20 protein-coding genes, 2 tRNA genes and 1 other RNA gene are annotated in these 20,388 nt (G+C 72.7%); 19 read left to right on the top strand and 4 right to left on the bottom strand.

Annotated elements, in window-relative coordinates:
- Window positions 1-89 precede the first annotated feature (89 nt).
- From ACIQOE_RS24045 to ACIQOE_RS23985, 13 genes are all read left to right on the top strand, one after another.
- Window positions 90-359: a DUF6284 family protein gene (locus tag ACIQOE_RS24045; RefSeq protein ID WP_401413639.1), complete on the top strand. Its 270-nt coding sequence runs from the start codon at window positions 90-92 to the stop codon at window positions 357-359.
- Window positions 356-1,231, top strand: coding sequence for a protein spdB (locus ACIQOE_RS24040; RefSeq protein WP_401413637.1), 876 nt, complete (start codon window positions 356-358; stop codon window positions 1,229-1,231). The genes ACIQOE_RS24045 and ACIQOE_RS24040 overlap by 4 nt, the downstream gene beginning before the upstream one ends.
- Complete coding sequence (locus ACIQOE_RS24035; RefSeq protein WP_401413635.1) at window positions 1,231-1,563, top strand: RRQRL motif-containing zinc-binding protein; 333 nt, start codon at window positions 1,231-1,233, stop codon at window positions 1,561-1,563. The genes ACIQOE_RS24040 and ACIQOE_RS24035 overlap by 1 nt, the downstream gene beginning before the upstream one ends.
- Before the next feature lies 1 nt (window position 1,564).
- Window positions 1,565-1,882, top strand: coding sequence for a hypothetical protein (locus ACIQOE_RS24030; protein ID WP_401413633.1), 318 nt, complete (start codon window positions 1,565-1,567; stop codon window positions 1,880-1,882).
- 2 nt (window positions 1,883-1,884) lie between these two features.
- The gene (locus ACIQOE_RS24025; protein ID WP_401413631.1) at window positions 1,885-2,223 is read left to right on the top strand and encodes a hypothetical protein; all 339 of its coding nucleotides are present in this window, start codon (window positions 1,885-1,887) and stop codon (window positions 2,221-2,223) included.
- Entirely contained in the window at window positions 2,220-4,337 is a 2,118-nt protein-coding gene (locus tag ACIQOE_RS24020) for an ATP-binding protein (RefSeq protein WP_401413629.1), read from the top strand. Before ACIQOE_RS24025 ends, ACIQOE_RS24020 begins: the two co-directional genes overlap by 4 nt.
- Before the next feature lie 203 nt (window positions 4,338-4,540).
- Window positions 4,541-5,044 (top strand): hypothetical protein, encoded by a 504-nt coding sequence (locus ACIQOE_RS24015; RefSeq protein WP_401413627.1) that lies wholly within the window; start codon window positions 4,541-4,543, stop codon window positions 5,042-5,044.
- A gap of 17 nt (window positions 5,045-5,061) precedes the next feature.
- Window positions 5,062-5,322, top strand: a complete 261-nt coding sequence (locus ACIQOE_RS24010; protein ID WP_401413625.1) for a hypothetical protein — start codon at window positions 5,062-5,064, stop codon at window positions 5,320-5,322.
- A gap of 88 nt (window positions 5,323-5,410) precedes the next feature.
- The gene (locus tag ACIQOE_RS24005; protein WP_401413623.1) at window positions 5,411-6,328 is read left to right on the top strand and encodes a bifunctional DNA primase/polymerase; all 918 of its coding nucleotides are present in this window, start codon (window positions 5,411-5,413) and stop codon (window positions 6,326-6,328) included.
- The gene (locus ACIQOE_RS24000; protein ID WP_401413621.1) at window positions 6,325-6,738 is read left to right on the top strand and encodes a hypothetical protein; all 414 of its coding nucleotides are present in this window, start codon (window positions 6,325-6,327) and stop codon (window positions 6,736-6,738) included. Before ACIQOE_RS24005 ends, ACIQOE_RS24000 begins: the two co-directional genes overlap by 4 nt.
- On the top strand, window positions 6,735-7,880 hold the full coding sequence (locus ACIQOE_RS23995) for a DUF3631 domain-containing protein (protein ID WP_401413619.1): 1,146 nt from the start codon (window positions 6,735-6,737) through the stop codon (window positions 7,878-7,880). Before ACIQOE_RS24000 ends, ACIQOE_RS23995 begins: the two co-directional genes overlap by 4 nt.
- Before the next feature lie 205 nt (window positions 7,881-8,085).
- Complete coding sequence (locus tag ACIQOE_RS23990) at window positions 8,086-8,304, top strand: excisionase family DNA-binding protein (protein ID WP_401413617.1); 219 nt, start codon at window positions 8,086-8,088, stop codon at window positions 8,302-8,304.
- Between the two features lie 84 nt (window positions 8,305-8,388).
- Window positions 8,389-9,672, top strand: a complete 1,284-nt coding sequence (locus ACIQOE_RS23985) for a tyrosine-type recombinase/integrase (RefSeq protein WP_401413615.1) — start codon at window positions 8,389-8,391, stop codon at window positions 9,670-9,672.
- A gap of 62 nt (window positions 9,673-9,734) precedes the next feature.
- Here ACIQOE_RS23985 and ACIQOE_RS23980 read toward each other — a convergent pair.
- A tRNA-Ser gene (locus tag ACIQOE_RS23980) sits at window positions 9,735-9,822 on the bottom strand.
- 72 nt (window positions 9,823-9,894) lie between these two features.
- Between ACIQOE_RS23980 and ffs the strand changes: the two genes are divergently transcribed.
- From ffs to ACIQOE_RS23950, 6 genes are all read left to right on the top strand, one after another.
- Window positions 9,895-9,993, top strand: an RNA gene (ffs, locus tag ACIQOE_RS23975) — signal recognition particle sRNA small type.
- Window positions 9,994-10,038: 45 nt separating this feature from the next.
- Window positions 10,039-12,252: a DNA polymerase III subunit gamma and tau gene (locus ACIQOE_RS23970; protein WP_401413613.1), complete on the top strand. Its 2,214-nt coding sequence runs from the start codon at window positions 10,039-10,041 to the stop codon at window positions 12,250-12,252.
- A gap of 82 nt (window positions 12,253-12,334) precedes the next feature.
- Window positions 12,335-13,588 (top strand): phosphoribosylamine--glycine ligase, encoded by a 1,254-nt coding sequence (gene purD, locus ACIQOE_RS23965; RefSeq protein ID WP_351316167.1) that lies wholly within the window; start codon window positions 12,335-12,337, stop codon window positions 13,586-13,588.
- Between the two features lie 277 nt (window positions 13,589-13,865).
- On the top strand, window positions 13,866-15,635 hold the full coding sequence (locus ACIQOE_RS23960; RefSeq protein WP_401413611.1) for a hypothetical protein: 1,770 nt from the start codon (window positions 13,866-13,868) through the stop codon (window positions 15,633-15,635).
- Window positions 15,636-15,878: 243 nt separating this feature from the next.
- On the top strand, window positions 15,879-17,372 hold the full coding sequence (locus ACIQOE_RS23955) for a N,N-dimethylformamidase beta subunit family domain-containing protein (protein ID WP_351316161.1): 1,494 nt from the start codon (window positions 15,879-15,881) through the stop codon (window positions 17,370-17,372).
- A 70-nt stretch (window positions 17,373-17,442) separates the two neighbouring features.
- Window positions 17,443-18,342 (top strand): phosphoribosylaminoimidazolesuccinocarboxamide synthase, encoded by a 900-nt coding sequence (locus tag ACIQOE_RS23950; RefSeq protein ID WP_401413608.1) that lies wholly within the window; start codon window positions 17,443-17,445, stop codon window positions 18,340-18,342.
- 39 nt (window positions 18,343-18,381) lie between these two features.
- On the opposite strand, the gene ACIQOE_RS23945 is transcribed toward ACIQOE_RS23950, so the two are convergent.
- The 3 genes from ACIQOE_RS23945 to ACIQOE_RS23935 form a co-directional block, all read right to left on the bottom strand.
- Window positions 18,382-18,457 (bottom strand) — tRNA-Gly (locus ACIQOE_RS23945).
- Between the two features lie 22 nt (window positions 18,458-18,479).
- Window positions 18,480-19,094, bottom strand: coding sequence for a response regulator transcription factor (locus ACIQOE_RS23940; RefSeq protein WP_351316155.1), 615 nt, complete (start codon window positions 19,092-19,094; stop codon window positions 18,480-18,482).
- Window positions 19,091-20,332, bottom strand: a complete 1,242-nt coding sequence (locus tag ACIQOE_RS23935) for a sensor histidine kinase (RefSeq protein ID WP_401413606.1) — start codon at window positions 20,330-20,332, stop codon at window positions 19,091-19,093. The genes ACIQOE_RS23940 and ACIQOE_RS23935 overlap by 4 nt, the downstream gene beginning before the upstream one ends.
- Between the last annotated feature and the right edge of the window lie 56 nt (window positions 20,333-20,388).

Raw genomic sequence — 20,388 nt, 5'->3', positions numbered from 1 at the left:
GATCACCCGACTTCAACGGCGTGCGGCCCCGGTGCTGGAACACCGGGGCCGCTGTTCGGGCCGTTCCTGGATGAGAGGAACAAGACCCTATGAACCCCATCGTGACTGTTCAGGACGCTGTTACCGCGTTCGAGCCGTGGATGGAACCCACGGCCGCGGAGCTGGACGCGATCGAGCTGGAGATGCCCGTAATCCTGGCGGACGTCGACCTGCTCGACGCGCAGATCATGACCCTGGACCGCACCCCCACCGAGCTGGACGACCGCCGGATTCGTCGGGCCCGCCGCCGTGCGCTCGCCGCCCGGGTGGCCCTGGTCAACCGCACGGCCGGCGCGAGCCTGCCCGGCGGTGCGGCATGAGGAACATCAACGCCAAACGGCTGCTGACCGTGCTGCCGGCGGTCGCCATGACCGCCGTGTCCATGGTCCTCACCCTGGCTGTGGTCGTGATGTGGCTCGGGGAGTCGATGCCCAAGGGCGTCGCCCTGGTCGTCGGCCTCGGTATCGACGGCGGCTGGCTCGCCACCCTCGCATACGAACGCCGCCTGGCCGCGCAGGGCGACCACAGCAACGCCGTGACCGGCGTCGGCTGGGGCTTCGGCGCCGTCGCCTCCGGGGTCCTGGTCACTCACGCCCTGCTCGCCGACGAAACATCTCAGGGCGCGTGGTTGGCCGTGGCGTGGCTGCCGGTCGCCGCCAAGGCCCTGTGGCTGGTCCACGGCCTGTGGGAGCGCACCGCACTCACCCCGGCGGCGTTGGACCTGATCCGGGGCATTCAGCAAGACGCCCGCGATGACGCGGCCGTAGCCCGCGCTCGGCTCCGTGCCGAAGCGTCCACGGAAGAGACGCGGCTGACGGCCGTGACGGAGGCGGGGGCGCGCGTCGCCCGCGTCCAAGCCCGGACCGCCGACACCCTCGCCGACGCGTGGTCGAAGCTGGAGACCGCCCGCAAGGGCGAGAGCACCGGACGGGCCCTGAACAGCGTGACGGCCCGCGTCACACCCGACGTCACCCCCTCCTGGGAACTGCCCGTCTGGGGCCCCTCGGAGACGGTTGCAGCGCTGGAGTCCGGTCCCGCGCTCACCGATGACGCACTCGACGTCGTGGTAGACGCCATCCGGCTCAGTGAGCAGCCGCCGTTGTCGTACCGGGAGATGGCCACCCGCTTCCGCGCCGCCGGCCACTCCGCATCCGAGGTCCGCCTTCGGGCGTCCTGGAAGCGCGTCGCCTGATGGCCGCGCTGCCGGTGTTCCGGTGGCACCTGGCCCCGGACGGCTACGCCACCCGCCGCCAACTCAGGGCCCGCAACCTGCGCCCCGGCGGTCAGCAGGTGGCCGCGCAGCTCGAACGCCCCCGCCGCAGGCGCCCGCCGCTGGTCGCCTACCTGTACCGGGTCGACCTGGCCAAGCCGGTCCGGCCCATGACGGCGGGCCGATGGGCGGCGCTCGCCAAGGCCAATGCCGCCCGCCGCACCTGCCCCGCCTGCCGGCGTGACGCCGGCTACGTCATCCCCACCGCGCTCGGTGCCTGCACGCCGTGCGCCTTCCCGGAAGGGACCGTCTGAGATGGGCAAGCCCGACACCCGCCGCGTGGACCGCGAGATCAGCAAGACGCAGAAGAAGTTGGAAGCGGTCCGCCGGGGTGAGTGGTGGCCGCTGACCGGCCGTGAGCGCCGGGACATGTTCCGGGCGATGGCCGGCGGCGCCCGCAGCATCCACCAGGGCCGCTCCACCGGCCGCGCCGAATCCCGCATGGACTCCATCGGATCGTCGGTGGAGAACCGGCTGAACGCCGAACTGACCGCCCTGTACGGCGAGCGCCAGCGGATCGTCACCGAGTACGCGCAGGCCAAGGCCAAGAAGACGTCTTCCGGGTGGTGGTGAGCATGGACCGCCGTTGCCCCGCCGCTCACCCCGACGACCCGACCGGCTGTGTCGGTCCGGTCGTGGTGACCGTGCTGGACGCCTTCAACGCCGGGGCGAACGGGTGCGAGCACCACGGCGCCCGCCTGCTGGCCAGCGTGGACCGGGCCCGCGTCTACCCGCTGCCCGACGCCCCGGCCGGCAGCGCCATCCGGGTCTTCACCGCCGCCGACACGATCCGCCCGTTCTGCTGGGTCGACGGCCCCCGCACCGAGTCGTCCCAGCTCAGCCGTGCCGAACAGCGCGCACGGTGCACCGACCTTCCCTCCCTCGCCTCCCGTTCAGGAGACCTGCCGTCATGACCGAGAACGTCATCGACCTCCACAAGCCCACCGACCCGGCCGCCGACGCCCACGGCCCGACGGTCCTCACGGTCGTCCCCGACCCGGCACCCGCCCCGCGGCTGCCGCTGTGGATCCGCTCCGGGCGGGCCATCCGTACGGCCGTGACGCACGACGTCACCAAGACGTCGGCCCGCGCGGCGGCCCGGCACGCCCTCTACGTCTACGGCGGCGGACGCATCGTCACCCGCCGCGCGTGGGAGGCCCGCACCCCCGCCCGCTACGAGCGGCTGATGCGGGCCGCTGAGGCGGCGGGGAACCTGGAAGAGGCCCGCGAGTGGGAAGAGCGCGGCCAGCACTTCCGGGAGGCACGCCACCGCCGCCGCATGGACCTCCTCCACTCCCCGGTGGAAGCGGCCAAGGGCGCCGCCGTGTCCGCCGGCACGGGCGTTGGGTTACTGGTCGCGCTCGGGGTCTGCATGGCCATCGCCACGAAGGACGTGACCGAGGTGGTCACGCCGCTGATGGCGGTCATCAAGTTCATCAACCTGATGATCACCATCGTTCAGGTCGTCTGGGGTCCCGCCGTCACGATCGGCCCGTTCCTCGCGCTGCTCGCCCTCTGGTCGGTGGGCGCCCACCAGAAGGCCGCCCCGTCGTGGTCGCTGCCCGAGCAGCACCGATCGAGCGACGGCGAGCCCATCACCCCCTCGATCGTGGTCAAGGCCCTGCGCGACCTCGGAGTACCCGCGCTGCGCAACGCCATCAAGGAGATGGGCGACGCCGGCGCGTCGATGCTGGGGCCGATCCGGATCGCGGGTTGTGGTGTCGAGGTAGACGTCACGCTTCCGTCGGGGGTGTCCACGATCGAGGTGCAGAACCGGCGCCGGAAGCTTGCCGAGAACCTGACCCGGCACGAGCACGAGGTGTTCATCACGATCCCGCCGGCCGCCCGCACGGTCCGCCTGTGGGTCGCCGACTCGGGTGCGCTGGATGAGCCGATCGGTCCGTCGCCGCTGGTCACCGACGAGACGATGACCGCCGACTACAAGAAGGGCAAGGCCCCGTGGGGTCAGGACCTGCGCGGCGACGCGGCGGCCCTGAGCCTGTTCCAGCGGATGATCCTGGTCACCGGCATGTCGAACCAGGGCAAGACCGCAGGACTGCGGGCGCTCGCCCTGTGGGCGGTCCTGGACAGGACCATTGAGTTCCGGATCGCCGACCTCAAGGGCGCAGGTGACTGGGCCATGTTCGAGGGTCTGGCCACGGTCCTGATCCAGGGCCCGACCGATGAGCACGTGATCGAGGCGACCGAGATGGTTGAGGCCGGCGTTCAGGAGATGAACCGCCGTCTCCAGGCCCCGCCCGGCACCGAGTTCCCGCCGCTCATCCTGCTGGTGGACGAAGCGCAGGTGGCGTTCATGTGCCCGGTCAAGGACGACGAGAAGCGCCCGTACGGCGGGTCCAAGTCCAACTCCCGGTACTTCATGGCCTGCCGGAAGGTCCACAACCAGGGCCGCGCCGTGAACGTGCTGCTCTGGCAGGGCACCCAGGACCCCACCGACCAGAACCTTCCCAAGCTCGTGCGCGAGGGCGCCCACACCCGCGCCTCCCTCGCGCTCGGCACCGAGTCACAGGCACGCATGGCGCTGGGGGACAAGGCCGTTGACGGCGGCGCGGCCCCTCACCTGCTGCGTCCCGGTCTGGACAAGGGAACCCTCGTGGTCGCCTCGGACGGCATCGAGATCCCCAAGGGCCAGGCGTCCATCACGGTCCGCACGCACTACATCGACAACGACGCCGCGTACACGATCTGCGAGCGGGCCAAGGCCCTGCGCGACGGGGTCACCACCCTCAGCGTGGTCAAGTCGGACGCGCCGCGTGACCCGCTCGCCGACATCGCGCAGGTGATGGGCGACGCGGCCAGGGTGCGGACCAAGGACGTTCTCGCCCGGCTCGCCGCGCTGGACGCCGGCACCTACGGCGGATGGTCGTTCCTGGATCTGACCGGCGTCCTGGACGGCACCGGAGCCGAGCCCTACAAGTCCGACGGGAAGATGACCATCGCCCGCGACCGGATCACCCGCGCGCTCGCCGACCGCGACAACCAGGGTTCCGCTTCCGCTTCCGAATGACAGGGAGTCGAACCGTGCCGGGTCAGGGAGACAGGGAGAACTCCCTGACCCCCTCCCTGACCCGCCTCCCTGGCCCTGACCTGCATGAATGATCAGTCAGGGAGGCAGGGAGGCAGCGCAGGTCAGGCCCCTGAACCCCCCTCTCAGCGCCCCCGGAAGGGGGTGCCTTCTCCTCCCTGGACCGTGACCGGAAGGGATTCCGCATGCACCCCGACACCACCCCCGACACGTCCGCGCCGGGCGTCCGGATGAGCGACGACGTGGCCGCAGCCGAAGCCGCCCGGATCATCGCCGACGCCTACAAGCCCGCCCCCGACACCCCGACCAGCTACCGGGACGACAGCCCGCTTCCCGCCTACGGCGACACGCCCCCGGTCATGCAGCCGGACCGGCGGATCGTGCCCGCGTGGGCCGCCGGGACCGCCGTCGCCGGCATCGGCGTCGGAGCCGCGTTCGTCGGCGTCGGCTGCGGAGTCTGGCTCGCCTGCCAGGGCTTCGCCGCCGTCTCCCTCACCTCGGTCCTGTTCGTCACCCTGCCCATCGCCGCCGTCGCCGGAGTGTTCGCCGCGATCGGGACCGCGCTGCGCTCCCTCAAGGGCGTCCACACCGAGACCCACCACCACTACCGGGCGCCGGTGAGCCAGCACCACACCAGCAGCAAGACCTACGGAGTCATCGCCCGCACCCACAACGAGCACAACGGCTGACAGGAGATCCAACGCTCATGTTCCGTCTGCGACTCAAGGTCATCGACTACACCCGCCGCGCCCTGATCCTGACCGACACCCCCCGCCCCGACTGCCCGGACTGCCAGGGACTGGGGGGCATCGAGCAGCACTACAGCTACCCCGACACCGGGGAGTACTGGGGCAGTGACATCGAGCCGTGCCCGTGCTGGTCGACCTGGCGCATGACCCTGCTGCCCCTGCCCCGCTGGACGCGCCGCACCCCGCCCAACGGCTACAGCAGCGAACCCCCCTTCTAGCTACGCCAAGGGCGGCCCCACCTCTCGCCAAAGTCGCGGGGCCGCCCTTGTCACCCAGCATCCGTACGAGGAACTGGAGACATCCAGCATGACCCATGACACCCAAACCGCGCTGCTCCATGCAGCCTTAGACGCCGCCGGACGCGGCTGGCACGTCTTCCCCCTACGCCCCGGAGCCAAGCCCCCGGCCCTCCACGGCGAACGCGCGTGCCCCGGCACCGGGGAGTGCACGGCCGGGCACCGGAAGTGGGAGCAGCGCGCCACCACCGACCCGGCCCGCATCCGCGCCGCATGGTCACGGGCCCCGTTCAACGTCGGCATCGCATGCGGCCCCTCCGGGCTGCTGGTCGTCGACCTGGACGTACCCAAGAACAACGGCAAGGGCAAGGGCAGTTCGGACGCGCCTGGCGGCGCGGCAACCTTCGGAGCGCTCTGCGAGCGCGCCGGGCACGCCGTCCCCGACACCTACCGCGTCCGGACCGCAAGCGGCGGGGAACACCTGTACTTCACCGCACCGCACGGCGTCCGGCTCGCCAACACCGCCGGGACCGTGGCCCCTTCGGTCGACACCCGAGCGTGGGGCGGATACGTGGTCGCCGCCGGCAGCATCACCCCCGCCGGAGCCTACGAAGCCCCGTGCGCCCCTGTGGTGGCCCCTCTGCCGTACTGGCTCCAAAGCGTCCTGCAACCCTCCCCCAAGCCCGCACAGACCCCCTCAGGGGCCGTAGCGGGGCAATCGCGGCGATATGCGGATGTAGCACTCGCCAACGAGATCCGGAACGTGGCGATGGCCCAACAGGGTTCGCGGGAAGGCTCGTTGTTCCGGGCGGCGCGTGCTCTGGGGCGCTTCGTCGCGTGGGGCGACCTCCCCCGGCACGTGGTCGAGGACGCTCTTCAGGAGGCGGGGCAAGGGGCCGGACTGTCGGCTGCCGAGTGCCGGTCGACCCTCCGTAGTGCTCTGGACTGGTCCATCACCCACAACACCGGTCGCAGGCAGGCGGCATGAGCCCCCGATCCCGCCCCCTCCTGAAGAGCATCCCCACCACTCCGGACGGCCCGCGCGCCGCTCCACAGCCTGTGGACGCGGTGGCCGTGGGCGAGCCGAAAGGCGCCGCCCGCAAGGGCGTCCGGACAAGCCCTGACCCGCGCACAGGCACCCTCCCGGACCCGACGCCGGAACGGCCCGGCATCCGCGTCTACGCGCCGCCGGTCTACCGCCACCCCTACGACGGCGCCCGCTGGTCCAAGCGCTACGCCGACACCCCCACCGCCGCCTGTGCCTGCGCGTGCGGGCTCACCGCCACCGCGACCGGGGCCCCCGACGTCGCCGCGCTGATCGCCGACTACGAGTACCACCGGGCCAAGGAATGCACCGGGGCCGCCGCCTCGCTCACCGAAGGGAGGGCCGCCGCATGACCGACGTCATCGACGGCGCCGCGCTGCTCAACGAGGTGGAAGCCTTCCACCGCCGCTTCAACGTCTTCCCCACCGAAGCGGCCTACGTTGCCGTCGCGCTGTGGGACGCGCACGCCCACCTGCTCGACTGCTTCGACTCCACCCCACGCCTGGCGTTCCTGTCCCCGGAGCCGGGGTCGGGGAAGTCCCGCGCGCTGGAGATCGTGGAAACCCTCGTGCCCGCCCCGATGACGGCGGTCAACGCGTCCGCCGCCGCCCTGTTCCGCTCCGTCTCCAACCCGAACGGCCGGCCCACGATCCTCTTCGATGAGATCGACACCGTGTTCGGCCCGAAGGCGGGGGAGAACGAGGAACTGCGGGGGTTCCTGAACGCCGGGCACCGCCGGACCGGGGTCACCTACCGGTGCGTCGGAGACGGCGGCAACCAGACCGTTCAGGAGTTCCCTTCGTATTGCGCGGTTGCGGTCGCGGGTCTCGGCTCGCTCCCGGACACGATCATGACGCGGTCGGTCATCATCCGGATGCGCCGGCGGGCCCGCAACGAGCGCGTGGAATCGTTCCGGGCCCGCGTCCACGAGGCGGAAGGGCACAAGCTCCGTGACCGGCTCGCCGCATGGGCCGAACACGCGCGGGGGGTCGTGATGGGCGCCTGGCCCGACATGCCCGAGGGGGTCACCGACCGGCCGGCGGACGTGTGGGAACCGCTGCTGGCCATCGCGGACGCGGTCGGCGGGGAGTGGCCCGAGCGGGCCCGTGCCGCGTGTGTGGCGCTGGTGACCGCGTCCACGGCCAACGACAAGGGCAGTCTCGGGATCCGGCTGCTCGCCGACCTGCGCGACCACGTCATGGTCGGTATCGACCGCCTGCCCACCGTCGCCATCCTGGACCGGCTCAACGCCCTGGACGACGCGCCGTGGGCCGATCTGCACGGCAAGCCGCTCGACAACCGCCGGTTGTCGCGGATGCTCGCCGAGTACATGACGGCGGACAACGAGCCGATCGCCTCCCGCAACATCAAGACCGCCGGGAGCGTCCTCAAGGGCTATCACGCCGCCGATCTGTGGGACGCGTGGGCCCGCTACTGCCCCCCACCCCCGGAAAGTCCGCTACCTCCGCTACCCGGCACCGAAAACTTGGCCTGACCAGCAACAACGCGGTAGCGGCAACGGCCCCGAGTCGCCGCTACCGTCCCGCTACCCATCCGCTACCGCTACCCCTTCCCGCTACCCCGAACAGGCCCCTGACCTGCGCGGTAGCGGCGGTAGCGGAAGTAGCACCCCTCAGAAGGGGGCCCGGAAGGGCCCCGCTCCCAACTCCCACCACGCGAGACGAAGGAGCGTCATCCACATGGACACGGTCAAGGTCGCCGATGTCATGGACCCCACCCTCGTGCTGCTGACCGTCGAAGAGGCTGCCCGGCGCCTCCGCATCGGCAGGACCACGTGCTACGCGCTCATCCGCTCCGGGGAGCTGGAGTCCGTACCCGTCGGCCGTCTCCGTCGCGTTCCCGCCGACGCGCCGGCCGCGTACGTCGCTCGCCTCCGCACCGTCTACCGCGCCGCTTGATGGCGCCCGGGGCGGCCGCGCTGCCGCTTGGGCAATCCGCCGCCCCGGTTTCCAATTCCCGCATCAAGAAGCAGGAGCCTGCCTGTGGCAGAGAAGAAGAAGGGCACTCGCCGCGCTAACGGCGAATCCGCTGTCTACCTGGGTGCGGATGGCCGTTGGCACGCGCGTGTCCCGATGGGTTACAAGGACAACGGGGAGCCCTACCGACGGCACCTGACGCGCAAGACGCGCGAGGACCTGGTTGATGAGGTCAAGAAGCTGGAGAAGCAGCGCGACGGGGGTTCTGCACAGCAGCCGGGCAAGGCGTGGACGGTTGAGAAGTGGCTTCAACACTGGGTTGAGGACATTGCCAAGCCGACCGTCAGTGAGAACACCTACGACGGGTACGAGGTCGCCGTTCGCGTTCACCTCGTGCCCGGCGTCGGCAAGCACCGCCTTGACCGCTTGCAGCCCGAGCACCTGGAAAGCCTGTACCGTCGCATGCAGGCGAACGGTGCGCGCAAGGCCGGAACGGCTCACCAGGCCCATCGCACGGCCCGTACCGCGCTGGGGGAGGCGGTACGGCGCGGTTACGCGGCGAAGAACGCCGCCGCACTGGCGAAGCCGCCGCGGATGGAAGAGGACGAATCCGAGGTGGAGCCTTACTCCGTGGAAGAGGTGCAGTGCCTGCTGCTCGAAGCCAACAAACGCCGCAATAGCGCTCGCTGGATGCTGGCACTGGCGCTCGGACTGAGGCAGGGCGAGACGCTCGGCCTGCGCTGGTCTGACGTCGACCTCACCAATGAGTACCTCAAGCTGCGCCGGAACCGCCTCCGCCCCCGGTACGAGCACGGGTGCGCGGAAGACTCGCCGTGCGGCCGGAAGGCGGGGTACTGCCCGGACAAGGCGCAGGTCAGGCGCGAGACGAAGAACACCAAGTCCCGTGCCGGCCGACGCGCCGTGCCCCTGCCGGGCCCGCTGGTCGCCATGCTCCGAGCCCATGCCGAGACGCAGGCGCGAGAGCGCAAGGCGGCCGGTGACCTGTGGACCGAGTCGGACTACGTGTTCACCAAGCTGCTGGGTGGCCCGCTCAGCCCGAACACGGACTATCACGACTGGAAGAGGTTGCTGGAAGACGCCGGGGTGCGGAACGGCCGGCTGCACGACGCCCGGCACACCGCCGCCACCGTGCTCATGCTGCTCGGTGTCCCGGCCCGAGTCATCGACCAGATCATGGGCTGGGAGCCGGGCACCTCCGCGAGCATGCGGGCGCGGTACCTCCACGTGCCCGACGCCATGCTCAAGGACGTGGCCCGGAAGATCGCCGAAGCCATCTGGGGATCCCCGGAGAAACCCACTGTGGACAAAAACCAGGACAACGGGGTCTGAGGACAACGTCGAAGGGCCCCACCTTGCGGTGGGGCCCTTCGACATCGTGCCCGGTGAGGCACTGGCGGAGGATACGAGATTCGAACTCGTGAGGGGTTGCCCCCAACACGCTTTCCAAGCGTGCGCCCTAGGCCTCTAGGCGAATCCTCCGCTGGAGACATTACATGACCGGGAGGAGTGCTCGCGAACTCGTTCTCACCCCCTGACGTCGGGTACTCTGTGCGGAGCCCCTCACGCGGCGCTATCTGACTGAACTCCCCCAGGGCCGGAAGGCAGCAAGGGTAGGTCGGCTCTGGCGGGTGCGTGGGGGGCGCTTGCGTTTGCGGGCGGGGCTGGTTGTCAGTGGGCGCCTATAACCTCGTATGTGTGTCGTCTCTCGCGCTGTACCGCCGCTATCGCCCGGAGTCGTTCGCCGAGGTCATCGGGCAGGAGCATGTCACCGACCCGTTGCAGCAGGCGCTGCGGAACAACCGGGTCAATCACGCGTACCTGTTCAGCGGGCCGCGTGGGTGCGGGAAGACCACCAGCGCACGGATCCTCGCCCGCTGCCTGAACTGCGAGCAGGGTCCGACGCCGACGCCCTGCGGCGTGTGCCAGTCCTGCCAGGACCTCGCGCGCAACGGGCCGGGTTCCATCGACGTCATCGAGATCGACGCGGCCTCTCACGGTGGTGTGGACGACGCCCGTGAGCTACGCGAGAAGGCGTTCTTCGGCCCCGCCGGAAGCCGCTACAAGATCTACATCATCGACGAGGCCCACATGGTCACGTCGGCCGGTTTCAACGCGCTGCTCAAGGTCGTCGAGGAGCCCCCGGAGCACCTGAAGTTCATCTTCGCCACCACCGAGCCCGAGAAGGTCATCGGGACCATCCGGTCACGGACCCATCACTATCCCTTCCGGCTGGTGCCCCCCGGCACGCTGCGGGACTACCTCGGCGAGGTGTGCGGCAAGGAGGACATCCCCGTCGAGGAGGGCGTGCTGCCCCTCGTCGTGCGCGCGGGCGCCGGTTCCGTGCGTGACTCCATGTCCGTCATGGACCAGCTGCTCGCCGGGGCCGGAGCCGACGGTGTGACCTACGCCATGGCCACCTCCCTCCTCGGCTACACCGACGGGTCCCTGCTCGACTCCGTCGTCGAGGCCTTCGCGACCGGTGACGGCGCCGCCGCCTTCGAGGTCGTCGACCGCATCATCGAGGGCGGCAACGACCCGCGCCGGTTCGTCGCCGACCTGCTGGAGCGGCTGCGGGACCTGGTGATCCTCGCCGCCGTCCCGGACGCCGTGGAGAAGGGGCTGTTCGACGCGCCCGCCGACGTCCTGGAGCGGATGCAGGCCCAGGCCGGCACGTTCGGCGCGGCCGAGCTGAGCCGCGCCGCCGACCTCGTCAACGAGGGCCTGACGGAGATGCGCGGCGCCACCTCGCCGCGGCTCCAGCTGGAGCTGATCTGCGCGCGCGTGCTGCTCCCGGCCGCCTACGGCGACGAGCGGTCCCTGATGGCCCGCCTCGACCGGCTGGAGCGGGGCGTCAACTTCTCGGGGGGCGGCGCGGCGCCCGCGATGGGATACGTGCCGGGGCCCGAGGCCCATCCGGCGCCCCAGGTGCCGCAGGGCGCCGTCCCGCAGGGCGGCGGCCCCGCCGCGGCCCGCGCCGCCGTACGAGGCGGCGCCGCACCCGAGCCCGCCCCCGCGCCGGTCCAGCAGGCGCCCCCGCAGCCGTCCGCCCCGCAGCCGTCCGCGCCGGTGTCCACGGCACCCGTGTCCCCGGCACCCGTGTCCTCGGCCCCGGCGGCTCCTCCGGCCCCCGCGGCCGCCGCCGCGGCCCCGCCCGCCGCCACCGCGCCCGCCGCCGCGCCCGGCGCCTGGCCGACCGCCGCCTCCGCCGGTGGCGGCGTCGCCCGGCGCCCCGGCGGCTGGCCCACGGCCGCGGGCGCCCCGGCGGCCCAGCCGGCCGCGGCTCCGGCCGCCCCGGCACCCTCCGCGCAGGCCTCCCCCGCCGCTGCGGCCGCCGCTCCCGTCGGCGGCCCGAACCCCCGTGACCTCTGGCCGAACATCCTGGAGGCGGTCAAGAACCGCCGCCGCTTCACCTGGATCCTGCTCAGCCAGAACGCCCAGGTCGCCGGCTTCGACGGCACCACCCTCCAGCTCGCCTTCGTCAACGCCGGTGCCCGCGACAACTTCGCGAGCAGCGGCAGCGAGGACGTGCTGCGGCAGGCACTGACCGAGCAGTTCGGCGTGACGTGGCGGATCGAGGCGGTCGTCGACCCGACGGGCGGCGGCGGCTCGGCCCCGGCCGGTCCCGGTTACGGCGGCGCGCCCGCGGCGCCGTCCGGTTACGGCGGCGCCGCCCCGGCGGCCCCGGCCCGTTCGGCGGCTCCCCGGCCCGCACCGCAGTCCGCTCCGCCGCAGGCGTCACCGGCGTCCGCGGCCCCGCCGCCCGTGGCCCCCGAACCGCCTCCCGTCTCCCCTGAGGACGACATCCCCGAGGAGGACGACCCCGATCTCGACGAGTCGGCCCTCTCCGGCCACGAGCTGATCGTGCGGGAGCTGGGGGCGACCGTGGTGGACGAGTTCCAGAACGAGTGACCTCCCGCGCGGCGGCCCTCCCCGCCCCCGCGCCCCCCCTTGGAGGAACCTCCAGTACCCCCGCCCGGCTACGCTGGCCCCCGTGAAGGTCCTCGTCATCGGCAGCGGCGCCCGCGAACACGCCCTGTGCCGCTCTCTGTCCCTCGATTCCGACGTCACCGCGCTGCACTGTGCCCCCGGCAACGCCGGTATCGGGGAGGTCGCCGAGCTGCACCCGGTGGACGCCCTGGACGGTGCCGCCGTCACCGCCCTGGCCCGGGAAGTCGGCGCCGATCTCGTCGTGGTGGGCCCCGAGGCCCCGCTCGTCGCCGGGGTCGCCGACGCCGTGCGCGAGGCGGGCGTCCCCGTCTTCGGCCCCTCCGGGGAGGCCGCGCGGATCGAGGGGTCCAAGGCGTTCGCCAAGGACGTGATGGCGGCGGCCGGCGTGCCCACCGCCCGTTCGTACGTTTGCACAGACGCCGACGAGGTCGCCGCGGCCCTCGACGCCTTCGGTGCGCCGTACGTCGTGAAGGACGACGGGCTCGCGGCCGGCAAGGGCGTCGTCGTCACCGACGACCTGGCGACCGCCACCGCGCACGCCGCGGAGTGCGACCGCGTGGTCATCGAGGAGTTCCTGGACGGCCCCGAGGTCTCCCTCTTCGCGATCACCGACGGCGTGACGGTCCTCCCGCTCCAGCCCGCCCAGGACTTCAAGCGGGCCCTAGACGGCGACCTGGGCCCGAACACCGGCGGCATGGGCGCCTACTCCCCGCTGCCCTGGGCCGACCCCAAGCTGGTCGACGAGGTCATGGAGACGGTGCTGCAGCCCACCGTCGACGAGATGCGGCGCCGCGGCACCCCGTTCTCCGGACTCCTCTACGCCGGTCTCGCGATCACCTCGCGCGGGGTCCGGGTCATCGAGTTCAACGCCCGTTTCGGCGACCCCGAGACCCAGGTGGTCCTCGCCCGCCTGCGGACCCCGCTGGCCGGTGTCCTGCTCGCCGCCGCGAACGGCACCCTCGACGACCTCCCGCCGCTGCGCTGGCGCGACGACGCCGCGGTCACCGTGGTCGTCGCCTCCCACAACTACCCGGGCACCCCGCGCACCGGCGACCCCATCACCGGGCTCGACGCGGTGGCCGCCCAGGACGCCCCGCACGCCTACGTCCTGCACGCGGGCACGAAGCGGGACGGCGAGGCGGTCGTCAGCGCCGGCGGCCGCGTCCTCTCGGTCACCGCGACCGGACAGGACCTGACCCAGGCGCGTGAGCGCGCGTACGCGGCCGTGGCGCGGATCGGGCTCGACGGCTCGCAGCACCGGACGGACATCGCGGCGAAGGCGGCGGCCGAGGCCTGAGCCCGCCGCCGCGTCACCGAACGATCCCGACCAGGCCCCGGACCCCGAAATCCGGGGCCTGATCATTGCTGTCTGTCGATCACCTCTGACCAAAGCCATTCCATCGAGTGACCGATGCCCCATCCGGCTGACGGGGGCCGAGGCCCCAACTATGGTGCGGCGCAGGCGTTCCGGCACTTGGCCCACCGGCATTGCGATGTCAGTGGCGGGTGCCACAGTGGGGGAGTGAGCAACAGCCAGGACAGGCCGAGGACAGCAGGGAGGGGGTGAGGTCCCGGTGACCAGTACCAGCAGCGGAATCGGTGTGGAGGCGGGCGCGCAGGCGGCGCGGACCCGGGCCCTCGCCGTGCTGCGCGTCCGCGGCCGGGCCCTGGCCGTGGCGCTGCTGCCGGCGGCGGCCACGGTGATCCTGCTGGCCGGCGGTTCCACCGGGCACTTCGTGGGCCACGGCTGGGACACGGCCCGCTGGACGGTCGGCGCGCTCGCCGTCGTCGTCCTGCTGGCCGCCGCCGGTGTCGCGCTGGTCGTGGCCCGCGCCCGGCCGGCCGTGAGCCCGACGGTCCCGATCCCGGAGGAGTCCGCCCCGGACCTGTACCGGATGGTGCGCGACCTCGCCGACCGCCTCGACGTCCCGGCGCCCTCCGCGATAGCCCTCACCCCGGACTGCGACAGCTGGCTGGAGGACCGCACCCATCCGGCGCACGGCCCGCCCGCGCCCAAGGGCCGCGACGAGCTCGGCAGTCCGGGCCCGCACCGCCGGGTACCGGCCGCACCCGTGCTCGTCATCGGCTCCCCGTTCCTGTGGTGGATGCGCGTCGGCGAACTGCGGGCCGTCCTCGCCCCGGTCGTCGCCGGTACGGGCCCCTCCGCGCAGCCGGACATAGCCGCCGCCCGCCGCTTCGTGCGCGGTCTGGACGCGACGGTCGCCGTCTCCTCGACGGCCGCCCGATGTCCGGCGACCCGCCTGGTGTGCGCGGGCCTCGGCTGGGTGGCCCGGCTGCTGCTGCGGAGCTGCCGGGAGCACGCGGCGCTGATGGAGCGCGGAGTCGCCGCCGCGGCCGCCGAGCGCGCGCAGGCCGTGGACTACGGCCTGCGGATCGTCGCCCAGGAACAGGTCGGCCTCGCCTACGCCGGCTGGGACCGGCTCCTGACCCGGGTCGCCCTGCCCGCCTGGCGGATGGGCCGCTGGCCCTCCCGGCTGGACGCGGGCGTGGTGGCGGCACTCACCGAACTGTCCCGGCGGGACCGGCTGGCCGAGGGCTTCGCCTCCCGGCTCGGCGAGCGGCCCGCCTGCGACCTGCTGGAGGAGCCGGGCCTGGTGGACGAGGCGGCCTCGCTGCTCGCCGCCCGCCTCTTCCACGGCGGCCCGGCCGAACCGGGTCCCGACTGGTCGCCGGTGGCCTGGCAGGAGTATCCGGAGGAGGTCGTCGACCGCACCTGGCGCACCGAGGCGGCCCGGCTGCACCGGGTCCTGGACTCCCTCGGCGTCCGCGCCACCCTCGACCCCGCCGCCCCCGATCCCGGCGGCCCCACGCTGGCCCGGGTCCTGGACCACCTGACCGAACCGGCCGCGCCCGACGGGCCCAAGGCGCCGGCCCCCGCCGAGGACGCCGAGGACGCCGAGGAGGCCGCCGGCACCGAGTGCAGCGCCGCCCTGGCCGCCGGCCTCACCGCCGCCCTCGCCCGTGAGGAGGCCGCCGCGGCCACTCCCGGCCCCGACGGGCCCGCGCCCGCCGGACAGGGCCCCCACAGCGCCCTGTGGGACGACTGCGCGCTGCCCCTCTTCCCCCTCCAGCCCCCGCGCACCGCCCGCGAGCTGCTCGCCGACCACGTCCGGGCGATGGTGTGCTGCGCGGCCGTGGACACCGCCGGAGCCACCCCCGGCCTGGACTGGCTCGACGGCCCGTCCCTGCTGGTCGACGGCGAGCGAGCCGCCGACCTGACGCCCAGAGTCCTCAGTCTCATCGAGGAGGGAGACCCGGCCCCGCTGCGAGCCTGGCTGGTCGAGTCCGGGATACGTCCCGAGAAGCCCGTACGGCTGGTCTGACCTCGGCGTTTCGGGGCTTTGGCGGAGCGAAGCGTTCCACTTCAGGCAAATTCACAACGAACCGTGACCGGACACGTGCGTTATGTGATGTGCTGGGACCGTTCGGTCATATGGCAAGCGCATCCGACATAAGACAAGCGCCACAGGACAGCCGGCCACGGTCCGGCATCCGCCCGGGACCGCGCCACCGCACGACGACTCGTCCCAGCACGTTTCACGGGGGCACGAGGGAGGGGAGCCACCATGGCATCGGACCACATCCGCCGCTGGGAGTCGGGAGCACTCGCGCACGCCGTCACGGATCCCTTCGGCCTGGGGCCGGTCCCCTGGCTGCGCGGCAGCGAGACCTACTTCGACGACACCGGTCACGTCGTCCCCTGGTACGTCGACCCGAGCCGGCCGCAGCCGACCGGCGAGAACCCGCGGATCCCGGCGCCCCGCAGCGCCGGCGGCCCCCGCTCGGCGGACGACGTGCACCGGCAGATCAAAGGTTTCACCTCGACCGGCGCGGTCTGTCCCGGCGAGGCCGTCGACTTCCACATCACCGTCGATCCGCCGCAGGAATTCAGCGTCGACGTCTACCGGATCGGCCACTACGGCGGTGACGGCGCCGCCAAGATCACCACCAGCCCGCGGCTGTCCGGCATCGTGCAGCCGCCGCCGCTGGCCGCCGACCGCACGGTCTCCTGCCACCACTGGTGGCTGTCCTGGCGGTTGCAGGTCCCGTCGTACTGGAGCATCGGCGCCTACGTGGCCGTGCTCACCACGGCCGACGGCTACCGCTCCCACGTACCGTTCACGATCCGCGACAACCACCCGGCCGACCTGCTCCTGCTGCTGCCGGACATCACCTGGCAGGCCTACAACCTCTACCCCGAGGACGGCCGCACCGGCGCCAGCCTGTACCACGCCTGGGACGAGGGCGGCCGGCTGCTCGGCGAGGCCGACGCGGCCACCACGGTCTCCTTCGACCGGCCGTACGCGGGCGCGGGCCTGCCGCTGCACGTCGGCCACGCCTACGACTTCATCCGCTGGGCCGAGCGCTACGGCTACGACCTCGCCTACGCCGACGCCCGCGACCTGCACGCCGGCCGGGTCGACCCGGCCCGCTACCGGGGCCTGGTCTTCCCGGGGCACGACGAGTACTGGTCGCCGCGGATGCGCCGCACCGTCGACCTGGCCCGCGACAGCGGCACCTCGCTGGTCTTCCTCTCGGCCAACACCATGTACTGGCAGGTGGAGTTGGGGCCGTCCCCGTCCGGGGTCGCGGACCGCCTGCTCACCTGCCGCAAACGCAAGGGACCCGGCAGGGCCGTGCTCTGGCGCGAGATCGACCGGGCCGAGCAGCAGACGGTCGGCATCCAGTACGCGGGGCGGGTCCCCGAGCCGCACCCGCTGATCGTCCGCAACGCACGGCACTGGCTGTGGGAGGCCACCGGCGCGCAGGAGGGCGACGAACTGCCGGGCCTGGTGGCCGGGGAGGCCGACCGCTACTTCCCGCGCACCGCGCTGCCCGAGCACGAGGAGCGCATTCTGCTGGCGCACTCCCCGTACACCGACGGCGACGGCGTCCTGCGCCATCAGGAGACCTCGCTCTACCGCGCCCCCTCCGGCGCCCTGGTCTTCGCCTCCGGCACGTTCGCCTGGTCCCCGGCCCTGGACCGCCCCGGTCACGTCGACCCCCGGGTCCAGCGCGCCACCGCCAATCTCCTGGACCGCATCTGCAAACGGGACTGACCCCGTGTCCGACGGCAACCCGGCATACGGGAGAATCGGGGGCACCTGTACAGAACCACGGGGAGGAACCGTGTCCGGATTCGTTGAAAAGCCCGAGCCCGTCGAGGTGCCGGGCCTGGTGCATCTGCACACCGGCAAGGTGCGCGAGCTGTACCAGAACGCGGCCGGGGACCTCGTGATGGTCGCCAGCGACCGCATCTCCGCGTACGACTGGGTGCTGCCGACCGAGATCCCCGACAAGGGCCGGGTGCTCACCCAGCTGTCCCTGTGGTGGTTCGACAAGCTCGCCGATCTCGCGCCCAATCACGTAGTCAGCACCGAGCTGCCCGAGGGCGCGCCCGCCGACTGGGCGGGCCGCACCCTGATCTGCAAGTCGCTGAATATGCTCCCGGTGGAGTGCGTGGCCCGCGGCTACCTCACCGGCTCGGGCCTGGCCGAGTACCAGGAGTCCCGCACGGTCTGCGGACTCGCCCTCCCCGAGGGCCTGGTCGACGGCTCCGAGCTGCCCGCCCCGATCTTCACCCCGGCCACCAAGGCCGAGGTCGGCGAGCACGACGAGAACGTCTCCTACGAGGAGGTCGCCCGGCAGGTCGGTGCCGAGACGGCCGCCCAGCTGCGCCAGGCCACCCTCGCGGTGTACGGGCGGGCCCGGGACATCGCCCGCGACCGGGGCATCGTCCTGGCCGACACCAAGTTCGAGTTCGGCTTCGACGGCGACACCCTCGTCCTGGCCGACGAGGTGCTCACCCCGGACTCCTCCCGCTTCTGGCCGGCCGACGAGTGGGAGCCGGGCCGCGCCCAGCCGTCGTTCGACAAGCAGTTCGTGCGCGACTGGCTGACGTCGGCCGAGTCCGGCTGGGACCGCAGGAGCGAGCAGCCCCCGCCGCCGCTGCCGGACCAGGTCGTCGAGGCGACCCGGGCCAAGTACGTCGAGGCGTACGAGCGGCTGACGGGCAACACCTGGTCGTGAACGCGGAAGGCCCCCGGTGGAAACCGGGGGCCTTCTCCGTGGAGCGGACGACGAGGCTCGAACTCGCGACCTCAACCTTGGCAAGGTTGCGCTCTACCAACTGAGCTACGTCCGCATGCGCCGTGGCGCGAGAGCAACTATACCCAACCTCGCTCCCGTGCGAGACGCACTGCCGTATGACGGTTCTCCGCACCGAGCTTGGTGACCGCCGAGGAGAGGTAGTTCCGTACCGTTCCCGGCGACAGCGCGGCCCGCTCGGCGATCTCCGTGACCGGCGCGCCGTCGGCCGCCAGTTCCAGTACCTCGGCCTCCCGCGCGGTCAGCGGCGAGTCCCCGGCGGAGATCGCGTCGGCGGCCAACTCCGGGTCGACGTAGCGGTTTCCCGCGTGCACGGTACGGATGATCTCCGCGAGCCGCTGCGCGCTGACGGTCTTCGGGACGAATCCCCGCACACCGGCGGCCAGGGCCCGTTTCAGGTGTCCGGGGCGGCCGTGGCCGGTCACGATCAGCACCTGGCAGCCGGGCAGTTCGGACCGCAGCGATGTGGCGACCCTCACACCGTCCGCGCCGGGCATCTGCAGATCCAGGACCGCCACGTCGGGCCGGTGGGCCCGCGCCATGGCGAGCGCCTCCGGCCCGGTGGCCGCCTCGGCGACCACGACGAGGTCGTCCTCCAGGCCGAGCAGCGCGGCGAGCGCACCGCGGATCAGGTGCTCGTCGTCGGCGAGCAGCAGCCGTACCGGAGCGGTCATGAGGCGACTCCGCCCACCCGCGCGCCGGCCGTCCGGCCGGACAGCGGCACCGAGGCCACCACCCGGAACCCGTCCGCGCGCACCGGTCCCGCCTCCAGAGTCCCGGCCACCGCCGCGAGCCGTTCCCGCAGCCCGGCGATGCCGGACCCGCCGGTCCCGCCACCGGTCGGCGGGGTGACCCCGTCGTTCTCCACCGTCAGCACCACGCGTCCCTCCGTCACCCGCAGACTCACCGTGCACCGCTCCGCGTTCCCGTGCCTGAGGACGTTGGTGGTCGTCTCGCGGACCACCCAGCCCAGTGCCGACTGCACCTCTACGGGCAGGCCCGCGGTGTCGCCGGTCACCGTGCAGTCGATGCCCGCGGCCCTCAGCACGCCGTGCGCGCCCGCGAGTTCGGCCGCGAGGTCGGCGTCGCGGTAGCCCCGTACGACGGCCCGCACCTCCCGCTGCGACTCCTGCGCGATCCGCTGCACCTCGATCATCTGCTCCACGGCCTCGGGCCGTTCGCGGCGGGCCAGCTGCACGGCCAGTTCGCTCTTGAGGGCGATCACGGCGAGGTTGCGGCCGAGCACGTCGTGCAGGTCGCGGCCGAACCGGAGCCGTTCCTCGGCGACGGCGAGCCGGGCCCGGGTCTCCCGGGCCTCGTCGAGCTCGTAGACGGCGTTGAGCAGCCAGACGGAGAAGACCGAGGTGGCGGCGAGGAAGCCGCCCGCGACGAGCACCGCGACCGCCGTGATCAGCGCGGCGATCCAGGGCACGCCCAGCGCACAGGACACCACGGCCGCCCCGCACGCGAAGCCCGCGATCAGCGCGAGCGCCCGCCGCCGGTCGCGCACGCCGAGCGCCGTGGTGCCGGCGCCGAAGGCCAGGATCCCCACGAAGACGGTGGCCGCCGCGCCGTGCGCGCCGTCGCCCGGATCGCCGTTCCCGCGCAGCGAGAGCGCGAGGGTGGCGAAGAGGTACGTGCCCGCGCCGAGCACCCACAGCATGCGCACCGGCTGCTCCCGGCGGCCCCGCGTCCAGTCCAGCGCCCGGGAGGCGGTCACGGCGCAGAGCACCGCGTGGGCGGCGACCAGCGCGACCAGCCGGCCGGAGAGCGTCGCACCGCCCTGCCCGGTCACCGGGAGTCCGATCGCGGAGACCTCGATCACCGCGAAGAAGTGGAACGACCAGCGTGTGTACGTCTCGACCTTGGCGGGCGTGGTCTTCGCCCGCCACCAGCCGCCTGCCCCGCTCATCCCCGGTCCCGTCCCGTCCCGCGCCGTCCTGTGCCGTTCCGCGTCGTCCTGTGCCG

Source organism: Streptomyces sp. NPDC091282 (genome assembly GCF_044757385.1).
Classification (GTDB): domain Bacteria; phylum Actinomycetota; class Actinomycetes; order Streptomycetales; family Streptomycetaceae; genus Streptomyces; species Streptomyces gramineus.
This window is presented reverse-complemented; position numbering and strand designations above follow the sequence as displayed.

Excerpts from the sequence above, each read along its gene's own strand:
- ACIQOE_RS24045 (WP_401413639.1), top strand. The coding sequence starts at position 90 with ATGAACCCCATCGTGACTGTTCAGGACGCTGTTACCGCGTTCGAGCCG.
- ACIQOE_RS24040 (WP_401413637.1), top strand. The coding sequence starts at position 356 with ATGAGGAACATCAACGCCAAACGGCTGCTGACCGTGCTGCCGGCGGTC.
- ACIQOE_RS24035 (WP_401413635.1), top strand. The coding sequence starts at position 1,231 with ATGGCCGCGCTGCCGGTGTTCCGGTGGCACCTGGCCCCGGACGGCTAC.
- ACIQOE_RS24030 (WP_401413633.1), top strand. The coding sequence starts at position 1,565 with ATGGGCAAGCCCGACACCCGCCGCGTGGACCGCGAGATCAGCAAGACG.
- ACIQOE_RS24025 (WP_401413631.1), top strand. The coding sequence starts at position 1,885 with ATGGACCGCCGTTGCCCCGCCGCTCACCCCGACGACCCGACCGGCTGT.
- ACIQOE_RS24020 (WP_401413629.1), top strand. The coding sequence starts at position 2,220 with ATGACCGAGAACGTCATCGACCTCCACAAGCCCACCGACCCGGCCGCC.
- ACIQOE_RS24015 (WP_401413627.1), top strand. The coding sequence starts at position 4,541 with ATGCACCCCGACACCACCCCCGACACGTCCGCGCCGGGCGTCCGGATG.
- ACIQOE_RS24010 (WP_401413625.1), top strand. The coding sequence starts at position 5,062 with ATGTTCCGTCTGCGACTCAAGGTCATCGACTACACCCGCCGCGCCCTG.
- ACIQOE_RS24005 (WP_401413623.1), top strand. The coding sequence starts at position 5,411 with ATGACCCATGACACCCAAACCGCGCTGCTCCATGCAGCCTTAGACGCC.
- ACIQOE_RS24000 (WP_401413621.1), top strand. The coding sequence starts at position 6,325 with ATGAGCCCCCGATCCCGCCCCCTCCTGAAGAGCATCCCCACCACTCCG.
- ACIQOE_RS23995 (WP_401413619.1), top strand. The coding sequence starts at position 6,735 with ATGACCGACGTCATCGACGGCGCCGCGCTGCTCAACGAGGTGGAAGCC.
- ACIQOE_RS23990 (WP_401413617.1), top strand. The coding sequence starts at position 8,086 with ATGGACACGGTCAAGGTCGCCGATGTCATGGACCCCACCCTCGTGCTG.
- ACIQOE_RS23955 (WP_351316161.1), top strand. The coding sequence starts at position 15,879 with ATGGCATCGGACCACATCCGCCGCTGGGAGTCGGGAGCACTCGCGCAC.
- ACIQOE_RS23940 (WP_351316155.1), bottom strand. The coding sequence starts at position 19,094 with ATGACCGCTCCGGTACGGCTGCTGCTCGCCGACGACGAGCACCTGATC.
- ACIQOE_RS23935 (WP_401413606.1), bottom strand. The coding sequence starts at position 20,332 with ATGAGCGGGGCAGGCGGCTGGTGGCGGGCGAAGACCACGCCCGCCAAG.